This is a genomic window from Paracoccus aminophilus JCM 7686 (assembly GCF_000444995.1).
GTDB classification, from domain to species: domain Bacteria; phylum Pseudomonadota; class Alphaproteobacteria; order Rhodobacterales; family Rhodobacteraceae; genus Paracoccus; species Paracoccus aminophilus.
In genome coordinates this window covers 3,543,512-3,562,203 of record NC_022041.1, presented here as the reverse complement: position 1 = coordinate 3,562,203, position 18,692 = coordinate 3,543,512, and the positions used below count along the sequence as shown (strand labels likewise).

General features: G+C 63.1%; 20 protein-coding genes. 7 read left to right on the top strand and 13 right to left on the bottom strand.

What is annotated here, in order from left to right:
• Nucleotides 1-52: 52 nt before the first annotated feature.
• Nucleotides 53-238, top strand: a complete 186-nt coding sequence (locus JCM7686_RS17360; RefSeq protein ID WP_020952104.1) for a PLD nuclease N-terminal domain-containing protein — start codon at nucleotides 53-55, stop codon at nucleotides 236-238.
• A gap of 95 nt (nucleotides 239-333) precedes the next feature.
• Nucleotides 334-1,428, top strand: a complete 1,095-nt coding sequence (locus tag JCM7686_RS17355; protein WP_020952103.1) for an alpha/beta hydrolase — start codon at nucleotides 334-336, stop codon at nucleotides 1,426-1,428.
• Here the strand turns inward: JCM7686_RS17355 and JCM7686_RS17350 are convergent.
• On the bottom strand, nucleotides 1,398-2,042 hold the full coding sequence (locus JCM7686_RS17350; protein WP_020952102.1) for a Smr/MutS family protein: 645 nt from the start codon (nucleotides 2,040-2,042) through the stop codon (nucleotides 1,398-1,400). The genes JCM7686_RS17355 and JCM7686_RS17350 overlap by 31 nt on opposite strands.
• A gap of 3 nt (nucleotides 2,043-2,045) precedes the next feature.
• The gene (locus tag JCM7686_RS17345; RefSeq protein WP_020952101.1) at nucleotides 2,046-2,702 is read right to left on the bottom strand and encodes a Tim44/TimA family putative adaptor protein; all 657 of its coding nucleotides are present in this window, start codon (nucleotides 2,700-2,702) and stop codon (nucleotides 2,046-2,048) included.
• Nucleotides 2,703-2,823: 121 nt separating this feature from the next.
• Here JCM7686_RS17345 and JCM7686_RS17340 point away from each other — a divergent pair, with 121 nt between their 5' ends.
• The 3 genes from JCM7686_RS17340 (at nucleotide 2,824) to JCM7686_RS17330 (ending at nucleotide 4,623) form a co-directional block, all read left to right on the top strand.
• A complete protein-coding gene (locus tag JCM7686_RS17340) occupies nucleotides 2,824-3,354 on the top strand; it encodes an FxsA family protein (RefSeq protein WP_020952100.1) in 531 nt (176 codons plus the stop codon).
• Between the two features lie 52 nt (nucleotides 3,355-3,406).
• Complete coding sequence (secB, locus tag JCM7686_RS17335) at nucleotides 3,407-3,910, top strand: protein-export chaperone SecB (protein ID WP_020952099.1); 504 nt, start codon at nucleotides 3,407-3,409, stop codon at nucleotides 3,908-3,910.
• 95 nt (nucleotides 3,911-4,005) lie between these two features.
• On the top strand, nucleotides 4,006-4,623 hold the full coding sequence (locus JCM7686_RS17330) for an HD domain-containing protein (RefSeq protein WP_020952098.1): 618 nt from the start codon (nucleotides 4,006-4,008) through the stop codon (nucleotides 4,621-4,623).
• A 40-nt stretch (nucleotides 4,624-4,663) separates the two neighbouring features.
• Here JCM7686_RS17330 and JCM7686_RS17325 read toward each other — a convergent pair whose 3' ends face one another.
• The 3 genes from JCM7686_RS17325 to JCM7686_RS17315 all read right to left on the bottom strand — a co-directional run bounded on the left by JCM7686_RS17325 (nucleotide 4,664) and on the right by JCM7686_RS17315 (nucleotide 6,310).
• Nucleotides 4,664-4,972: an H-NS histone family protein gene (locus JCM7686_RS17325; protein WP_020952097.1), complete on the bottom strand. Its 309-nt coding sequence runs from the start codon at nucleotides 4,970-4,972 to the stop codon at nucleotides 4,664-4,666.
• A gap of 80 nt (nucleotides 4,973-5,052) precedes the next feature.
• Entirely contained in the window at nucleotides 5,053-5,598 is a 546-nt protein-coding gene (locus tag JCM7686_RS17320; RefSeq protein ID WP_020952096.1) for an ActR/PrrA/RegA family redox response regulator transcription factor, read from the bottom strand.
• Nucleotides 5,599-5,677: 79 nt separating this feature from the next.
• A complete protein-coding gene (locus JCM7686_RS17315) occupies nucleotides 5,678-6,310 on the bottom strand; it encodes an SCO family protein (protein WP_020952095.1) in 633 nt (210 codons plus the stop codon).
• 90 nt (nucleotides 6,311-6,400) lie between these two features.
• Here JCM7686_RS17315 and JCM7686_RS17310 point away from each other — a divergent pair, with 90 nt between their 5' ends.
• Complete coding sequence (locus JCM7686_RS17310) at nucleotides 6,401-7,741, top strand: ActS/PrrB/RegB family redox-sensitive histidine kinase (protein ID WP_051201590.1); 1,341 nt, start codon at nucleotides 6,401-6,403, stop codon at nucleotides 7,739-7,741.
• A gap of 67 nt (nucleotides 7,742-7,808) precedes the next feature.
• Nucleotides 7,809-9,431, top strand: a complete 1,623-nt coding sequence (locus JCM7686_RS17305; RefSeq protein WP_020952093.1) for a PAS-domain containing protein — start codon at nucleotides 7,809-7,811, stop codon at nucleotides 9,429-9,431.
• Between the two features lie 39 nt (nucleotides 9,432-9,470).
• Here JCM7686_RS17305 and JCM7686_RS23600 read toward each other — a convergent pair whose 3' ends face one another.
• The 8 genes from JCM7686_RS23600 to JCM7686_RS17265 all read right to left on the bottom strand — a co-directional run bounded on the left by JCM7686_RS23600 (nucleotide 9,471) and on the right by JCM7686_RS17265 (nucleotide 18,682).
• Nucleotides 9,471-10,430, bottom strand: a complete 960-nt coding sequence (locus JCM7686_RS23600) for a calcium-binding protein (protein ID WP_020952092.1) — start codon at nucleotides 10,428-10,430, stop codon at nucleotides 9,471-9,473.
• Nucleotides 10,431-10,541: 111 nt separating this feature from the next.
• Entirely contained in the window at nucleotides 10,542-12,188 is a 1,647-nt protein-coding gene (locus JCM7686_RS17295) for a DUF4139 domain-containing protein (protein WP_020952091.1), read from the bottom strand.
• 102 nt (nucleotides 12,189-12,290) lie between these two features.
• Complete coding sequence (locus tag JCM7686_RS17290) at nucleotides 12,291-13,313, bottom strand: aspartate-semialdehyde dehydrogenase (RefSeq protein ID WP_020952090.1); 1,023 nt, start codon at nucleotides 13,311-13,313, stop codon at nucleotides 12,291-12,293.
• Nucleotides 13,314-13,415: 102 nt separating this feature from the next.
• A complete protein-coding gene (locus JCM7686_RS17285; protein ID WP_020952089.1) occupies nucleotides 13,416-14,030 on the bottom strand; it encodes a glycosyltransferase family 29 protein in 615 nt (204 codons plus the stop codon).
• Complete coding sequence (locus tag JCM7686_RS17280; protein ID WP_020952088.1) at nucleotides 14,027-15,067, bottom strand: glycosyltransferase family 4 protein; 1,041 nt, start codon at nucleotides 15,065-15,067, stop codon at nucleotides 14,027-14,029. The genes JCM7686_RS17285 and JCM7686_RS17280 overlap by 4 nt, the downstream gene beginning before the upstream one ends.
• The gene (locus tag JCM7686_RS17275; RefSeq protein WP_020952087.1) at nucleotides 15,060-16,253 is read right to left on the bottom strand and encodes an MFS transporter; all 1,194 of its coding nucleotides are present in this window, start codon (nucleotides 16,251-16,253) and stop codon (nucleotides 15,060-15,062) included. Before JCM7686_RS17275 ends, JCM7686_RS17280 begins: the two co-directional genes overlap by 8 nt.
• Before the next feature lie 90 nt (nucleotides 16,254-16,343).
• The gene (locus JCM7686_RS17270; RefSeq protein ID WP_020952086.1) at nucleotides 16,344-17,324 is read right to left on the bottom strand and encodes a glycosyltransferase; all 981 of its coding nucleotides are present in this window, start codon (nucleotides 17,322-17,324) and stop codon (nucleotides 16,344-16,346) included.
• An 83-nt stretch (nucleotides 17,325-17,407) separates the two neighbouring features.
• Nucleotides 17,408-18,682, bottom strand: a complete 1,275-nt coding sequence (locus tag JCM7686_RS17265) for an MFS transporter (protein WP_020952085.1) — start codon at nucleotides 18,680-18,682, stop codon at nucleotides 17,408-17,410.
• Nucleotides 18,683-18,692 lie beyond the last annotated feature (10 nt).

The window sequence follows — 18,692 nt, the reverse complement described above, 5'->3', positions numbered from 1 at the left end:
AAGGAACCGAGTCGCTCTCCTGCCGTTGATTTGTCGATGGCAGGGGAGACACATGCGCTTTCTTTTCGGACTTATTCTCTTTGCACTGGATGTCTGGGCGATTGCCTCGGTCATCAACAGCGGTGAAAGCGGCCGGACCAAAGTGATCTGGGTGCTGATTATCGCTTTCCTGCCCGTGATCGGGCTGATTGCCTGGTGGTTTGCCGGACCCAAGGCGAATTATCGCGGCGGCGTCTGAACCCGTTTGCGTCACAGGCATTCACCGCAACAAGACCCGTTTCCAAGTCGAGCGGGCTCTGGCATCTTCTGCGCAAAATTCAGTTCGAGGATGCCATGCTGCGTTACTGCCTGCTCTCTCTGACAATTGCCGTTTCCGCCTGTTCGCCGCGTGGCGCGATCACTCTGGACCCGCAGGCTGCCAAGGTCGGGCAGGTGCAGGAAATCCTGGTGGCGACCACGCGCGGGCCGGACAATGTGCGCAGCGAGACCGTCCATTACGGCCGCGTCGATGTGTCGGTGCCGCCCGAGCGCAAGCTGGGGTCGATCACCTATCCCAAAGAGGGCAAGGCGCCCAATCCCTACACGGATTTTCTGGTCACCCAGCGTCTGGATTATGCGACGCCGCTGGCCTTCCGGCAGGCGGTGCGCAGCGAGCTGATGAAGCAGCCTGCCGCACATCGCGATGCGGTGATTTTCGTCCACGGCTATAACAACACCTTCGCCGAGGGCGTTTACCGCTTTGCGCAATTCTCGCATGATATGAAGATGCCGGGCGCGCAGCTGCATTTCGCATGGCCCTCGCGCGGGCAGCCTTTGGCCTATGTCGCCGATCGCGATTCGGTCCTGTTCTCGCGCGATGGCTTGCAAGAGACCATCGAAGAGGCCGAAGCCGCTGGCGCGCGTCAGGTCATTCTGGTCGGCCATTCGATGGGCGCATCTTTGGTGATGGAAACCCTGCGCCAGATGGCCATCGGCGGCAAACGCAAGGAGCTCGACAAGATTGGCGGCGTGATCCTGATGTCGCCCGATATTGATGTCGATCTCTTCCGGATGCAGGCCAAGGCGATTGGCGAATTGCCTCAGCCCTTCCTGATCTTCACCTCGTCGAAAGACCGCGCGCTGCGCCTGTCGGCGCGGCTGTCGGGCGAGCCCGAGCGGCTGGGCACCCTGCCCGATCCGACCCGCGTCTCTGATCTCAAGGTTATGCTGGTCGATACTGGCGCCTTCAACACCGGCGACGGGCATTTCAACGTCGCGACTTCGCCGGCGCTGCTGAGCATTCTCAGCCAGGTCGACAACCTCGGCGCGGCCTTTGCCAATGACGGCGGTCATGTCGGGCTGTTCACCAGTGCGGCGCTGACGGTCGAGCGCGCGGCGCAGGTCGTTCTGGTGCCCGATCAGCTGATGGAAAACGTCTTCCGCAAATAGACGTAATAAGCGCCCTCGCCGCCGTGGCTGCGGTGGGCGGGGGTGACTTGCAGGACGACCGAAGCCAAGGGCGCCATATGCAGCCAATGCGGCACATTGTGGCGCAGCGCGCCGGGCCGCACCGGCAGAGGCGCATCCGGCCCCCCGGCCTTGCCCTTGCCGGTAATCACCAGCACCAGCCTGCAACCCCGGCCATGCGCCCCCAGAATGAAATTCGTCAGCGAGGGCTGTGCGATCGCCAGCGTCATGCCATGCAGGTCAATGCGCGCCTCGGGGCGCAGCTTGCCGCGGGTCATCTGGCGGTGAGTCTTGTGATCCATGCGCACCGGGGCCTCGGCCAACCGCTCGGCTGGACCCGGCGCAAGATCATGGGTGACGCGCCCCTGCCCGGCGCTGCGGCCCGAAAGGGAAAAGCCGCCGATCCGAAGGGACGACGGCAGCGCGGGGGCGGCGGAAGGCAGTGAGGGCGCGCGCGGGACGATGGGCTTTGGCTCGACCTTGGCAGTCGGCTCGGGCTTTGGGTCCTTGCGCAAAGGATGAAGTGGCGCGACTGAGCGCGCCACATGATTCCACAGGGCCTTGTCCTCGGGGGTCAGGCCCCGCTTGCGGCTCATGGCTCAGGCCGTGGCGACAAGCTGCCAGTTGGGATCGGATTGACCCATGCGGCGCGAGAAGGTCCAGCTGTCGCGCTGCTTGAGCGAGGTCTTGGGATCACCCTCGACGATCTCGCCATTGGCATCGCGCACGGTCAGCATCAGCTCGCCGACAAAGCGCACGGTGATCTCTGCGAGACCGGTGGTGCGGTCGAAGGCGGCGCCTGCAAGCGCGGTTTCGCGCGTGCCGAGATATTGCGCTTCGGTGGTCAGGCCTTTGGCCTTGCGGTCGTCGATCACCGATTGGAAGGCTTCGGCAACCGGCGGCGCAAGGAAGGGTCGGACCTGCGAGATGTCGCCATGCTCGAAGGCCATGAGGATCATCTCATAGGCGCCCTTCGCGCCGGACAGGAACGGGCCGACCTCGAAGGAGGGCTCGGCCTTTTTCATCTGGGTCAGGGCCTCGGCTTCGGGGCTGCCCTCTTCGGCGTGATCGGCGATATCGCTGTCGCCCGGAGTCGCGGTCCCATCGATCACGTCGAACTTGCGCTGCTGGACCTGCTCGGGCGGCGCGGCCGGTGGCTCGTAGCCATCCCGTGTGCCCAGCACATTGCGCAGGCGCACGATCAGGAAGATCGCGATCGCGGCCAGGACAATCAATTGAACGAAGGCATTGGACATCAGGGAACCTTGGCGGCTGTTGGTTTCAGCTAAGTTGCATCCTATGTAGGGTGCAGGTCGGTTCAAGTCCAGTTTTTGACGGGTTCCGGTCGGGCAGTTTGCCCTGAAGGGAGAGAATTCTATGCGAGTGTTGTGGCTGTTTCTGCTGTTGCCGATCATCGAGATCGCGCTTTTCGTCGTCATCGGCGGCGAAATCGGCGTTTGGGCGACTTTGGCCTGGGTCGTGCTGTCGGCGATTGCCGGCATGGCATTGATCCGCTTTCAGGGGCAGCAAGCGGCGCTGGATCTCCAGCAATCGCTGCAAGAATTGCGCAATCCCTCGCAGCCGATGGCGCAGCGCTCGTTCAAGATGCTGGCCGGAATGTTGCTGATCCTGCCCGGCTTTTTCACCGATGCACTCGGGCTGTTGTTGCTGCTGCCGCCGGTGCGCAGCCTGATCCTGAGACAGATTGCCGCGCGGGTCAAAACCAGCTCTGTCGGCTTCGGATATTCGGGCGGATTTCCCGGCGCGCAGCGTCCGGGCGGGAGCAACGGGGTGATCGACGGCGAATATGTCGTGCAGGACGATCCCTACATCCCCCAGTCGAGCGGGCAGATCGGACCCGGCGATTCATCGCAAAAACCCGGCAATTCCGGCTGGACGCGCCATTGAGGGCCTTGCGGTGCGATGCTAGAACCCTTGGCAGATCCAAGGAGGATAAGCGATGACCGACGAAACCACCAACGGCGCCGGAGCCGAACAGGCTCAGGTCCGGATGCAAGTCCTGACGCAATATGTCCGCGACCTGTCCTTTGAAAATGCCGTTGCCCAAAAGGGCCTCCCGGGTGGCGAAGTCCAGCCCGAAATCAACGTTCAGGTCAGCCTCGATGCGCGCAAGCGTCAGGTCGACCACCAGTATGAAGTGATCTGCAAGTTCCGCGTGAGCTCGGTCAATGCTGCCGACAAAACGCCGCTGTTCCTGTGCGAATTGGATTACGGCGGGATTTTCCATGTCGAGGGCGTGCCGGAAGACCAGCTCCACCCCTTCCTGCTGATCGAATGCCCGCGCATGATGTTCCCCTTCGTGCGTCGTATCATTTCGGACATGACCCGCGACGGCGGCTTCCCGGCGTTCAATATGGACCCGGTCGATTTCGTGTCGCTCTACCGTCAGGAAATCATGCGCCGCGCCCAATCCGAAAAACCGGCGGATGTGCCGCTCTCCTGAGTGTGAGAGACCGGGCATCGCTCGGGATGACAGCTTTTCGAGGGCCGCGCTGTTTCAGCCGCGGCCCTTTTTGTGACGGGCGGGGATTGGCGCGCATGGCGAAGACGGCGAAACGGGCGTGGCAGCGGATGCTGTCGGGGCGCAGGCTCGATCTGCTGGATCCTACCCCGATGGATATCGAGATCGAGGATATCGCGCATGGGTTGGCCTTTGTCGCGCGCTGGAATGGCCAGACCTCGGGCGATTGGGCCTATTCGGTGGCCGAGCATTCCATTCTGGTCGAAGAGATCTACGCCCGGATCGAGCCCGAAGCCGAACCGCGCTGGCGCTTGGCCGCGCTTTTGCACGATGCGCCTGAATATGTCATCGGAGACATGATTTCTCCGGTCAAGGCGGCGCTTGGCGTCGAATATGGCGAGATGGATGCGCGGATTGCGGCGGCGGTGCATTTGCGCTTTGGCCTGCCCGCGCAAATCCCGGCAGCAGTCAAGCGCGCGATCAAACTGGCAGATCGCCTGTCCGCCCGATTGGAGGCGGTTCAAATCGCGGGATTTTCCGCGCAAGAGGCGGATCGGCTGTTTCCGGTCCCCGAAATAGACCTCTCCGGCCTTTTGCAAATCAGATTAAGGCCGCCCGCTGAAACACGGGCAGCCTTTATAAATCGGTTTCATCATATTCTTCAGGAAATGGATGAAGCCCAGATTTTAAGATGACTGAATGAAACAACCCCGCCTTAAGGGGCGGGGTTGATCTTCAGATCGCGAGGTCTTCGACCGATTTGCCGCTGTCCAGATGTTCCTGAACCCAACGCGGTTTGCGGCCACGGCCGCTCCAGGTTTGGTTCTGGTCTGCCGGATTGACATATTTGGCAGCAACCCGCGACTTGCTGATTTTGATCCCGGTGAGCTCGGCCAGATTGAAACCATGCTCGCGGGCAGCAACTTCGACGGCTGCAAGAGCCTCTTTACGACGACGATCTTCGTAAGAATTGATCGCGCGTTCTACTTTATTTCTCAGGTCGCGAAGCTCGCTGAGGTTCATTGCGTCAAGGTCGACTGACATTTCATTTCCCGAAAATGAGGGCTGTAATTTTTGATATTACTATTAGACCGGGAATTGCAACAGCTAGTGTTGTTCTAATGTCATCTCGGGCTGCGTTTGGCCAAAATCCGCTGCAATGTCCGCCGATGCATATGCAAACGCCGCGCGGTTTCACTGACATTGCGGTCGCATTGTTCGAAAACGCGCTGAATATGTTCCCAGCGAACCCGATCGGCCGACATTGGCGCTTCGGGCGGCGGCGGCAATGTATCGCCGCGGGCCAGAAGCGCGCGGGTGACATCATCGGCATCCGCAGGTTTCGAAAGATAATCGGTCGCGCCCATTTTGACGGCGGCAACGGCTGTCGCAATTGCGCCATAACCGGTCAGGACGACAATGCGGGCATCTGCGCGGGCGTCGCGCAAAACGTCGACGACATCCAACCCATTGCCATCTTCAAGCCGCAAATCCACCACGGCATAAGCGGGCGGATGGGCGCTGATGGCTTCGCGGGCGGCCGCGACGGAATTGGCGGGGGTGACGTTGAAGCCGCGCTTTTCCATGGCTCGGGTGAGGCGGGTCAGAAAGACCTCATCATCATCGACCAGAAGCAGGCTGGGATCGGGTCCGATATCGGATGTGTTCACGGGATTGAACTTTCGCGATTTGGCTGTCTGGGCCGATCTTAAGCGGCTTGGCCCAAACAGTCAAAGTTCAGGGAAGCGGCTATTTGGCCGCATTGACGAAGCAGGCGGTGCGCGTGGCCATATCTTCGGGGCTCACGTCACGGCCGAAATACTCGACGGTGCCCTGACCGGGCATGACCAGGAAGGTATTGGTCATGTGGTCGACGAGATAATCCTCGGGGTCGTCTTGATTGTTCAGCTTGTAATAGACGCGCCACGCCTTGGCCACCGCGTCGATTTCCTCGGACGAGCCGGTGAGCGCGATCAGCTCGGGGTCTTGCACTTCGGCAAAGCTTTGAAGCGCCTCGGGTGTGTCGCGGTTCGGGTCGATGGTGATGAAGACGTCATTCACGTCAAGGCCGCGCTCACTGAGCAGGCGGCGCGCCTCGCCATTGCGCGAGACATCAAGCGGGCAGACATCGGGGCAGAACGTATAGCCGAAATAAACCAGCGAGGGTTTCGCAAAGACCTGCTTGTCGGTGACGCGCTGGCTTTGCTGATTGGTCAAGGTGAACGGCGCGCCAAACGCCTCCATTCCACCGGCAACCACGGATTTGCGGCATTGGCCGAAAGGATCGCTGTCCTTGGTCTGCGAAAGCCAAATTCCGCCCGTGGCCAGAACCAGAACGGTCGCAACCGCACCCAAAGCAAGAATCCGTTTGTCGGCAGCCATGGTCATCTCCTGTCAAATGCGCGCGCATTGATTGCTCATCCCCGGGTCAGTATCAATGGCCCACCGCGGCTTTCCACTCGGAGCGCATCCTTGCCTTTTTCCTTCGTCTCGCGCCGGATCACCCTTTTGCCCGGCCAGCCCGAGCCTGAACCGATCCGTCTTGGCACGCTTTTGCTGCTGCGTTGGGTCGCGGTCTGCGGACAGCTTGGCGCGGTTGCTGCCGCGCTGTTGATCGGCGTGCGCATTCCGCTTGCGCCGGTGCTCAGCACTATCGCCTTGACTATATTACTGAATGTCTGGCTGTCGCTGCGGCCAAGTCATCGCGTCTCTAATCACGAGGCGGCGCTGCAGCTTGGTTTTGACCTCTGGCAGATCTCGACGCTGCTCGCGCTGACCGGCGGCATGACCAATCCTTTCGCGCTTCTGGTGCTGGTTCCGGTCACGATTGCGGCAACATCTTTGCCGGCGCGACATATGATCGCGCTCGGTCTGGCGACGGCGGTGATGGTGACAATGGCGGGGGTCGTGGCCGAGCCTTTGGCCTTTGACAGCGGCGGTCGGTTGGCGCTCGACGAGCCCTATCAGTTCGGCCATTGGGTCGCGATCATCATCGGGGTGATCTTTCTGGCGGCCTATGTCCATCGCGTGTCGAGCGATCTGTCGGCGACCTCGAATGCGCTTTTTGCAGCGCGTATGGCGCTGGAACGCGAGCAGCGGCTTCAGCATCTTGGCGGGGTCGTGGCCGCCGCCGCCCATGAGATGGGCACGCCGCTCGCGACGATCAAACTGGTCAGCGCCGAGCTGGTCGACGAGCTTGACGAGATCCTGCCCGACCGGCCCGATATTGCCGAGGATCTTGCGATCCTGCGCCAATCGGCCGACCGCTGCGCCAAGATCCTGAAATCCATGGGCCGGGCCGGCAAGGATGATCTGCTGATCCGCACTGCGCCGCTCGAGGATATGCTGACCGAGGCCGCCCATCCACATATCGAGCGCGGGATCGAGGTCGAGATCACCTCCTCCGAGCCCGAGCGTTTCGTTCATCGCGATGCCGCAATCGTTCACGGGTTGCGCAACCTGATCCAGAACGCGGTCGATTTCGCATCGGAGGCGGTGCGCGTGAACGCGACCTGGACCGCGACCGAGCTGCGCGTGGTCATCGCGGATGACGGCCCGGGCTATCCGCCCGCGCTTTTGCCGCGACTGGGCAGCCCGTTTCTGACGACGCGCCCGCGCTCTGAGGATGGGCGCGGCTATGACGGAATGGGGCTGGGGCTTTTCATCGCGAAAGCGCTGCTCGAACGCTCGGGCGCACGGCTGATCTTTGCCAATTCGGGACGCGGCGCGGTGGTCACGGTGATCTGGCCGCGCGATCGGATCGAAGCCGAGGGCCGGGCGGCCTTGGGAGAAAATCCGGAAATAAATCTGTAAGGCCTTCGATTAACTAAGTTTTAATGGCAATCTCGTAAACAACGGGAAATGTCTGACGGATTTAGCGATGGCTTCGAACCTGCTTCTTGCGCTGCTGATCTCGACCTGCGCCGTTATTCTGGCGATCATTTTGGTCCGGGCCTATGAAAATTGGCAAGGCGCGCGACCAAGGGGGCACGGTCTTGATCGCGGGGTCGAACCGCTGGCTTTTCTCTTTTGCCGCAATCAGCTTGCCGATTCGACCGCTCCGGCGCGCGCGCTTCTGGACATCCTGCCCGGCGAAAGCGAATGGCAACGTCTCATGGCCTGGGTCTCGATGCGCCTGCCTGAAACCGGCGAGATGCTGAGCCAGCTTGAAGAGCTTGGCAAGGTCGAGATCGGGGGCGATGCCGTCGGCGAAACGCGGCGGCTGCATGTGCTGATCGAAGATCTGGGCGATCATTATATCCGCGTCATCCTGCGCGATCCGACCTCGGAAAGCTCGGGCACGGTTGTCGACAGCCTGACGCTCGCCGCGATCGAGGGTGAGCTCGATATGCTGCGCAACACGCTCGACCGCTCGCCGATGCTTGCGTGGCGCGAGGATGGCGAGGGCATGGTGACCTGGGCCAATTCCGCCTATATCCAACTGGCCGAACGGCAATGCGGCGATCAGACGGTCTGGCCCCTGCCCCGGCTGATCGACCTTCCGGTGCGCCACGGCAATGTCACCGGTGCACGCCGCGCCCAGATCGAGGATGGCGGCCAGACGCTCTGGTTTGAATGCCATCACCGCATGGTCGGCGATCAATCCGTGGGCATTGCACTGCCCGCCGATGCCGCCGTGCGTGCGGAGCGCAGCCTGCGCGAATTCGTCCATACGCTGACCAAGACCTTCGCCGATCTGCCGATTGGCATGGCGATTTTCGACAAGGACCGCGCGCTTCAACTGTTCAATCCGGCGCTGATTGATCTCACCACGCTGTCGGCGGGGTTTCTGACGGCGCGGCCGACGCTTTACGCTTTTCTCGACCGGCTGCGCGAGGCGCGGATGGTGCCCGAGCCCAAGGATTATCGCAGCTGGCGCAACCAGATGAGCACGCTCGAATCCGCGTCTGCTTCGGGGCACCATGTCGAGACCTGGTCGCTGCCGGGCGGGCAGACCTATCGCGTCACCGGGCGTCCCCATCCCGATGGTGCGGTGGCCTTTCTGTTCGAGGACATCACCTCGGAAATCTCGCTGACCCGCAAATTCCGCTCGGATCTCTCGCTTGGGCGCGAGGTGCTGGACGCGCTGGAGGATGCGGTCGCGGTGTTTGAGGGCAATGGCCAGCTCGCCACGGCCAACAGCGCCTATGGTGGCCTGTGGGATGTCGAGATGAAGGGCTCGCTGATCGAGCATCTGCTGCATTGGCAAAAGGCGGCGGGCGACGGTCCGGGCCTGCAGGCTTTGCGCGACGCCATTGACGCCTTGTCCTTCGGCCAAAGCGCGCGCGCGGATCATCAGGGCGCGATGGCCGGTCCCTCGGGTGAGCTGCTGGGCTGGTCGCTGCGCGCGCTGATGGGGGGGCGTGTGATGGTGCGCTTTGTCGCAAACACACCGGTTCGCCTGACGCGAGAGGCGACCGATCCGCGCCATGTCACCGCGCTGATGCCCGAGCCCGTGGCCCCCGCTGCCAGCTTAGGCGTCGCACCGGCGCAGATTGCCTGAACCGGTGGTGCCAGCCGCGCGCCGTCCAAGGCGTGGAAGCTAGAGCAGGAAATCGCCCGCTGAATACTGATTTGCGTTGATCGCGCCATCCTCGATGACCAAGACGAAATCGGGTTTTCCGTCATTGTCGGTATAGGCGACGACCAGCGTATTGCCCTGCGCATCGTTTTCGAGATGGATCGAGCCTGCGGTATGGGCGGTGCTCCACTGGAACGACTGTTGCCCGCCGCGCAAGGCATTGGCGTCGATGCCACGCAGGTCAATGACATCGCCACCCGCCACGCCGACGCCCTCAAAGGCAATCGCGCCGTCACCGGCAACAATGCGATCGACCGAACCCGGTGCCGATTCCGCAGCCGAATTGAAGACAAAGCGATCGGCACCCTGCCCGCCCATCAGCCGGTCCGCGCCAAGCCCACCGATCAGCACATCCGCGCCCTGCCCGCCACGCAGAATATCCGCGCCGGCATTGCCTTCCAGCCGGTCGGCGCCGCGTTCTCCGAACAAGACATCCGCGCCTGCGCCGCCGAAAAGCCGGTCATTGCCGAGCCCACCATAGATCGTGTCATTGCCCGCCATACCATTGATCGCATCGGCGAAATCCGTGCCGACCACGCGGTCATTGCCCGCCGAGGCATAGCCCGCCGAGATCGAGATCGTATAGCTGCCGGTGTCATTATCGCCCTGCTCGCCGACGATCAGATAATAGGTGCCCGCGCGATTGACGGTGAAGGTCAGCTGCGCGTCGAGATTGGTTGGGCTGATATCGTCGTTGAAGAGCAGCTTGTTGCCCGCGCTGTCGGTCAGCGTCAGATTAGGGTCGGCCAGGGTGCCAGCCCCGGAACTGCGCCCGCCCACCCGGACTGAATAGGTCAGCCCGTCGATAAACGTCGTTTGATAGCTGTCATGTTCACCCCGGTAGGAAATCGCCTCGCTGGCGGTGAAACCCGTGTTCAGGCGAAAGTTGCTCGCGAAAGCGGTGATCGGTTGGCGCGACATGGCTGGCTCCTGTTGACTGAGCTGGAATTGCAGGCCTCTGCGGGGGTCAACTCGCAGAGGCCTGCCCCGTTCCGCCCACAGACGCGGGCGGCTGGTTTGCGCCGATCGGGCTTAGTTCGAGCCGCCGTAAAGGGTCATCCCATCGGGCCAGCTCATCTCGGTGGTCAGGGTAATGTCCTGCACGGCCTTCGCGGCAAGGGTCGAATCCCATTCCAAAAGCCCGCGTTTGCCGTCCCGGCCCTCGGTCGTCGGCTTTTGCGAGGCGCTCCAGGTGATCTTGAGATCGTTTTGCGTCGAGACCGGCACCTGCCCGATCACCCGCAGCGGCCAGTCTTCGCCGGTCAGGTTCTTGACCTCGAGAACCGTCGTGCGCTTGGCTGCGTTCGATTTGGTGAAGATGCCCTGCCCGCCCTCGGCCTCTTCCGGCACGCGGAATTCGGCGACCAGCCCGTCGATCGGGCCAAAGCCAAGGGTCAACTCCTTGCCCGCCGGGGTCAGTTCAAGCTGGCTGCGACCGACCATGGGGCCATCGGCGTAAAGCGTCGCCTCGCCGGGCAGAATGACCTCGTCGAGCGTGTTCTTGGTTTCCGCGACCAGATAGGCTGAGCTGTCACGGCTCGGCACCGCCTCGGCGCGGATGTCCGGGGTCAGCTCGCGGCTGTCGAGCGTCAGGCGCAGCGCATCGACGCCGTCGCGGATGGTGACCGGGGTCGGGTAATCATAGACCACCGTCGCGCCAAGCTGACGGATCTCGGCGCCGCCTGCCATATGTTCGACCTCGGCGACCGCAGCGACCCGATTCGACATCGCCGCCTCATCCGCGTCGGCCATCGGGCTGGCCGGGGCGACCGGAGCGGGGGCCGGAGGCGGCTCTTTTTCGATCCGCGGCATCCACGGGTAAAGCTCGCTTGGCGCTGATTGATCCGAGGGCCGCGCGGTCGAGAAGGTCAGCTTGGCGTTGCTCCAATCCTCGCCGGTGTTCTGCGAGACCAGAAAGCCGCGATCGAGGGTCAGCTTTTTCGCGGCGCGATCCAGACGCAGGTCATAGACCGGGGACCAATTCGCATAAGAGGTGAAGCCGGTGATTTCGAGCTGGGCAGGCGCCGCGCCGGTCTCGACCGTGATCACAAGCGTCTTGTGATCGCTTTCGGGGCTGCGCAGGGCCTCAAGGCGCGCGCGCGCGTCTTGCAAAGCATCGACATCATCGCTGCGGCCCTGATCGGCCTGACGCGCCTCGGTTTCGGCTGTGATCACAAGCTGGCGTGCCTTGAGGATCTGATTGCCAACCGTATCGGTCAGCGCGTTGAGATCGGTCGCGGCGAGATCCTTGGATTCGGCCATTTTCAGCAGGAATGTGATCACATCTTGGGCGGCCTGCGCCTTGGCCCGGATCTCGGCCACTTTCGCGTCCCGCTCGTCCAGCGCGGTTTCAAGGCGGCGGACCTCGGCCTCGGCGTCCAGCACTTCTTGCGATTTCTCGCGTGAGGCGGGCAGGGCACGGTCCTCTTGCAGCGAGACCGCGCCGACCGTGGCGCCTTGGGCGTCAATGCGCAGGCTGGCCGGATCAAGCTCGGTCGGCAGGCCGGTGATCACCAGCTCATGGCTGCCCGCGGCGGCCGAGATCGCGACATTGCGGGTGACGCTCGCCCCGCTGGGATAGATCGTGACATGGCTGATCGGCGCCTTGGTTTCGATCTGATCGGCGAAAACCGGGGCGGCGGCCAGCGAGAGCGCGGTCGTCAGCAGAAAGCGATGCATGGGAAACCCTTGGATTGTCAAACAACCGCAAGGTCGGCGAGCATTTGTGCAAAAGCAAGAGGGCGCCCGAAGGCGCCCCCTGTCAAACCGATCACGCTTTGGTCAGCCCTTCTTGAGGACCCGATTGCCGAGAAGCTCGGCGATCTGGACCGCGTTCAGCGCGGCACCTTTGCGCAGGTTGTCCGAGACGCACCACAGGTTCAGACCGTTTTCAACGGTCACGTCCTGACGGATGCGGCTGACGAAGGTGGCGAAATCGCCGACGCATTCGACCGGGGTGACATAGCCGCCCGGCTCGCGCTTATCGACGACCAGAAGGCCGGGGGATTCGCGCAGGATGTCGCGGGCTTCGTCTTCGTCGAGGAAGTCTTCGGTCTCGATGTTGATCGCTTCCGAATGGCCAACAAAGACCGGCACGCGCACGCAGGTCGCGGTGACCTTGATCGAGGGGTCGAGAATTTTCTTGGTCTCGGCCACCATTTTCCACTCTTCCTTGGTGTCGCCACTGTCGAGGAAGACGTCGATCTGCGGGATCACGTTGAAGGCGATCTGCTTTTGGAATTTCTTCGGCGCGACCTCTTGCCCCGGGACATACATGCCCTTGGTCTGGTCCCACAGCTCGTCGATGCCCTCTTTGCCCGCGCCGGAAACCGACTGATAGGTCGAGACGACGACGCGTTTGATGCGCGCGCGGTCATGCAGCGGCTTCAGCGCGACGACCATCTGCGCGGTCGAGCAGTTCGGGTTCGCGATGATCATCTTGTTGCGATAATCCTCGATCGCATCCGGGTTCACTTCCGGCACGATCAGCGGGATTTGCGGGTCATAGCGATAGAGCGACGAGTTATCGATGACGACGCAGCCTTGGCTCGCCGCGATCGGCGCATATTGCTTGGTCGCTTCCGAGCCGATCGCGAACAGCGCGATGTCATAGCCGGTGAAGTCGAACCCTTCGATGTCCTTAGTCTTCAGAGTCTTGTCGCCATAGCTGACCTCAGTGCCAATGCTCCGGCGCGAAGCCAGAGCGATCACCTCATCAGCAGGAAACTGGCGTTCAGCCAGAATGTTCAGCATTTCACGACCCACGTTCCCCGTGGCGCCGGCGACAACGACCTTGTAGCCCATTCAGGGTCTCCTTCACTAAAGGACGCTGCGATATAGGACCGATCGCGCTGAAGGGGAAGCGAGTTTTCGGCAAATTGCCCGATACTTCGGCGATATTTGGCGTTAATGCCGGAAAATCCGGCGATCTGCCCGAATGAGCTGATCGACCCAAGCGGCCTCGCCGGAAAAGTCATGCGGAACCTGCGCGGCAGTACGACTGCCCGACAGCGACAGCGAGGCGAAGAAATCGAAACCGTATAGATCAAGCCGCGCCATGTCTGAGCGCTGGATCAGGTCGATCATCATCGCGCCGGTGGTCGGCGGCGCGCCGATCCGGTCTTTGAGCGCCTGATAATCGGGCAGGGGGTGGAGATAGAAACCGGGGCTGGTCGTGGTCTGATAATCCAGCCGTTTGCGCTTGGGCGACATCCAGAGGATGCGGCTTGGGCTGATCCGGGCGCGGTCCGCCTCGCCCAGACGGGTGGCCAAGGCCAGCCAATCGGTGCGCGCCCCGTGGCTTTGCGCCGAGGGCATCGGCGCGCGGTTGATGCGGATGACCAGATCGGCGCGGTCGATCTCGGCCCCGGCCTGACCTTCGGCCAAGGCGCGGGCATTGCCGATCAGCGCGATGTTTTTGCCCGCCATCGCCTCGAGAAGCGCCGCTTGCGGGACCGAGAGGCTTTGCAGCGCAGCCTCATCGCGCAGGGTTCGCGCCCAGAGAAAGCGCAGCCGGTTCATGCCAAAAGGCCGCGATAGACCTCGACGATGCTGCGCGCTTCCTCTTCGATCGAGTGGTTGCTGAAGACATGCTCGCGGGCGGTGCGGCCCGCCTCAGCGCGGCCCGCGTCATCGTCGAGCCAGCGTTCGACCGCCGCAGTCAGTGCATCGGCATCATCCTTGGCCACGAGCGAGCCGGTGACGCCGTCGCGGATCAGTGTCTCATAGGCACCGACGCGGGCAGCGACGACCGGCACGCCACAGGCCATCGCCTCCAAGGGCGTCAGGCCAAAGCCCTCCCACCGGGCGGGGGCGGCGAAGAGGTCGAGCGCCTGATAATGGCGCACCACCTCGGCCCAGGGCAGCTCGCCCAGAAAGCGGATGCGGTCGATCAGCCCGGCATCGGCGATGCGGTTCAGAAGCTGGTCGGTAAAGGCGCGGTTGTCGGCGGTGATGCGTCCGGTGAAGATCAGTTGCGCTTTGGGCCGGGTGGGAAACAGCCGCAGTGCCGCCTCGACCAGCAGATCGACGCCCTTTTGCGCGCGCACCCGGCCAAAGCAGCCGATCAGCACCGCCTCGGGATCAAGGCCAAGCTCGCGGCGCAGGGCGGTCTTGTCGGTGGTCGGGTGAAAGATCTCTGTATCGACGCCGTGCAGGATGACCTTGGCGGGGCGCTCCAGATAGCTCGCGGCCTGAGGCGAGGTCGCGATCAGGGCGTCCTGCTGACGGATCAGCCAGCGCGTGAACCCTGTATGTTGTCTTTGCGCCGCTGACGTAAACAAGAGTTTGTATTTGCGCCCCAGAATGCGGCGATAGATCAGACCCAAAGCCATCTCGGTATTGCGGCGCGCATGCCAGACGCGCCAGCGGTCGCGGGGCAGGGTGGCGGCGCGGCTCAGCGGGATATGCGGCAGTTCGGGCGGCAGGCCGGGGCCGGTGGTGACAATGCCGATCATGCGCTTTTGCACCGGCACCAGCCGCACCACGGTCGAGGTCACGCCCGACAGCCGCTTCTTGAGATTGGGCGCGACGACGTCGATGGAAGATGGATCAGTCATGGCGGTCCTCGGCGCTGAAAAGATAGAAGCCCAGCCCGATCACGAGCGGGATCAGGAAGAACAGGAAAATATAGCTATAGGCCGCGGCGGGCGGATGCGAGGCCGAGCTCGCCAGATAGACCGGGCGCGACAGGAATTGCATGATCCCGACCCCGGCGATCGACACCATGTTGAGGAAGGTAATACCGCGGCCAACAAGATGTTGTGGCATGAAGGCGCGACCATGCGACATGATCAGCGAATAAGAGCTGTCCGAGATACAGACCATCACCAGCAGCACCGACGACAGGGCAAGGCTGGTGCCGGGGAAAAGCCACAGCAGCGCCAGCACGAGACAAAGCAGCAGCGTGTTCGCGATTGAGAGCTTCTTGTCCGACCCGACCAGCTGGACCACGCGCCCGACCGAGAGATTGGCCGTGACCATCGCGATCCCCATGCCAAGCGTGACCCAGCCGATCAGCTGGTCGCTCGCGCCGAAGACCTCGGTCAGATAGGGCCCGGCCCAGAGCCCGCGGATACAGGCCGAGGCGGCATAGGTGACGCCGAGAAGCGGCAGGATGAAGCGCAGTTCGCGCACCTGTAACAGCCCGCGCAGCGAGGCCTTGGGCTGGTCCTCTGCCGGTTTCGGCGGATCGCTGACAAAGCTCGCAATCGTCGCCGAGACCGCGAGCGTGATCACCGCCAGCGCCCAAAGCGTCGGGCGCCAGCCGATCTCTCCGATCACCCAGACGAGCGGCGCCGCGCCCAGCATATTGCCAAGCGAGCCGATGCCAACGACGGCACCGCCCGCCGCGCTCATGGCCGAGGCGGGCAGAGTGCGGGCGAAGATGTAGAAACTGCCCATCATCACCGGCGCGCAGCCGATGCCCAGAAGCGTCATCGCCACATGCAGATGCCAGGGCTGTTGGGCCATGGCAAAGACCGCAGCTCCGCCCGCGCCGCCAAAGGCGAGCAGCGCCGCCACCGTCCGGCCCGGGCCGAAACGGTCAAGCGCCCAGCCGACCGGAAGCTGCGCCGCCGCGAAGGCGAAATACCAAAGCCCCGACGACAGCGCGAGATCGGCCGGGCCCGCGCCGAGTTCCGCATGAAGCGTCGGCGACAGAACCGCCAAAAAGGCGCGGTAGAACTGGCTTAACGTATAGCCGAGCGTCAGGCTCAGAATGCCTGCGGACATGATCCAGCGCATATTTCCTCCGGGAGCATCGCGGGGCGAGGCTGGCTTACCGAGGCGGAAAGTTCAACCCGAGCCGGTCGCAATCCAGCCTTGCGTCACGGGCTAGGCAGAGAGCCTGCGCAGCAAAACATGGCGCAAAAGCAGATGATCGGCGCGGCGGACGCGGTGAAAGCCTGCCTGATCGAAAGCCCGGGCGCGCGCGCTTTTGCCAAGCGTGGGCAGGCTTTGCGCCTGATGCAGCAGCGCGCGGTTTTCGGGCGTCAGCAGATCCGCGACCCGCGCAAGCCCTGCCCAGCTTTCGGTCAGGGCCTCGAGATAGGTACGGTCGGAAAAGCGGCGGATGCGGCGCAAAAGCTGCCCGAGCCCGCCGATCGCACCGACCGCATTGCCGCCATGCTGGCGATAAAGGATCGTCGCGCGGTCGTCCGTGAGGATGCGGATGCCTGCGCCAGAGGCGATCTGATAGATGAACCAATCGTGGCTACCGACCGGCCCCGCGCGGTGCATCGCCTCGCGGATCAGGGCAAAAGCGGCGCGGTTGATCAGCATGGCATTGCCCGGCGTCACGCTTTCAAACAGCGCATTGCGAAAGTCGGGCGTGGTGAACAGCGGGATCTCGGGGCGGCGGTTGCCGAGGTCTTCGTCAACGAGATCGCGACGCGCGAGCAGGATCGCGGGGGCCTCGCCATCGGCCTCTAGGCGAGCGATGCCGCGCGACAGCCGCTCGGGCAGCCAGATGTCGTCCTGATCGGCGAGCGTAGCGACATCGGCCTCGGGCGCATTGAGGATCAACGCTCGGAAATTCTCGCCATAGCCGCGACCCGGCCCTGTCATAAGCGCGATTCGGGTCGGATCAGCGGCGGCGGCGGTGGTGAGGCAGTCCTGCGAGCCGTCCTCTGATGCGTCATCGCTGGCCAGAAGGCACCAATTCGCGTGATCCTGCGTCTGGATGCTGGCGATTTGCGCGGGCAAATGCGGCATCCCGTTGCGGACCGCCATCAGCACAGCGACCCGTTTCTCGACCGAGGTGCCGGGGCCTGCAGGGAGAGAGGCTGCATCGGGAAAGATCGTCTCGCGCTCCATCCTGACGGCTCCTGCTTGCCTGCGCTTGTGGCTGAAGCGGCCCGTTTGCGGCGGGCCGCCCGTCGCGGTTTGTACGGCTCGGCTTAGGCCGCAGCTTTTGCCGTCATAGGCGCATCACCGAGTGACGCAAGCGGCTTTTCCCGGATCGGCAGATGGATCAGCGCCGAGAAGGCCCCGATGCCGACGCCGACCCACCAGACCAGCGTGTAATTGCCGTAGATGTCGTAAAGCTTGCCGCCCAGCCAGACGCCGAGGAACGAGCCGAGCTGGTGCGACAGGAAGACGAACCCATAAAGCGTGCCCATATAGCGCAGCCCGTAGATATAGGCGACGAGCCCCGAGGTCAGCGGCACCGTCGCCAGCCACAAGGCGCCCATGACCAGCGAGAAGATCAGGACGCTGGTCGGGGTGATCGGCATCAGGATGAAGGCCGCCGAGGCGATGGTGCGCAAGGTATAGACGCCGGCGAGCAGGTATTTCTTCATATAGCGCTTGCCGAGCCAGCCCGCGAAGATCGCGCCGCCGATATTGGCCAGACCGATGACCGAGATCGCAATCGCGCCAAGCGCCGAGGTCGTGGTGATGCCGATCGAGGCGAGCAATCCGCCCGGCGCAATCGGCCCGCAGCTCTCGGCGACCATGGCCGGGAAATGCGCGGTGATGAAGGCCAACTGATAGCCGCAAGAGAAAAAGCCCGCGAAAATCATCAGGTAAGACGGGTCACGGAAGGCGCGGCCCAGCACGGTGCCAAGGCTTTCGTGCAACTCCTGGCGGCTGGCGGGTTTGCCTTTGCCCAGCAGCGGCAGGAAGAGCAGGATGGTCATCACCAGCGCCGCGAAGATCAGGAAGACGCTTTGCCAGCTCATGTAAGCCAGCAAGATCTCGGCCAGAGGTGCGCCAAAGACCTGCCCCGCCGAGCCCGCCGCCGTGGCGATCCCCAGCGCGAGACTGCGGTTCTCATCGCTGGCCGCGCGTCCGACGATGGCCAGAATCACGCCAAAGCCCGTGCCCGCGATGCCAAAGCCGACCGCGATTTCCCAAAGCTGCATCGCCTCGGGCGTGGTCGCATAGGCGCTGAAGACCAGACCGAGCGCATAGAGGAATGTGCCCAGAACGATCGCGAATTTGTCGCCCCATTTCTCGGCCAGAGCGCCAAAGATCGGCTGACCGATGCCCCAGGCGAGGTTCTGAATGGCGATCGCCAGCGAGAAATCGGTGCGCGGCCAGCCGAATTCCTGCGCGACCGGGATCTGAAAGACCCCAAAGCTCGCGCGCAGCGAAAAGTTGATCAGGAGAATAATCGACCCGCCAATCAGGATCGGCGTGAATAGGGATGCGCTTTTGGGGGGTGCGGACAACGAAAATCTC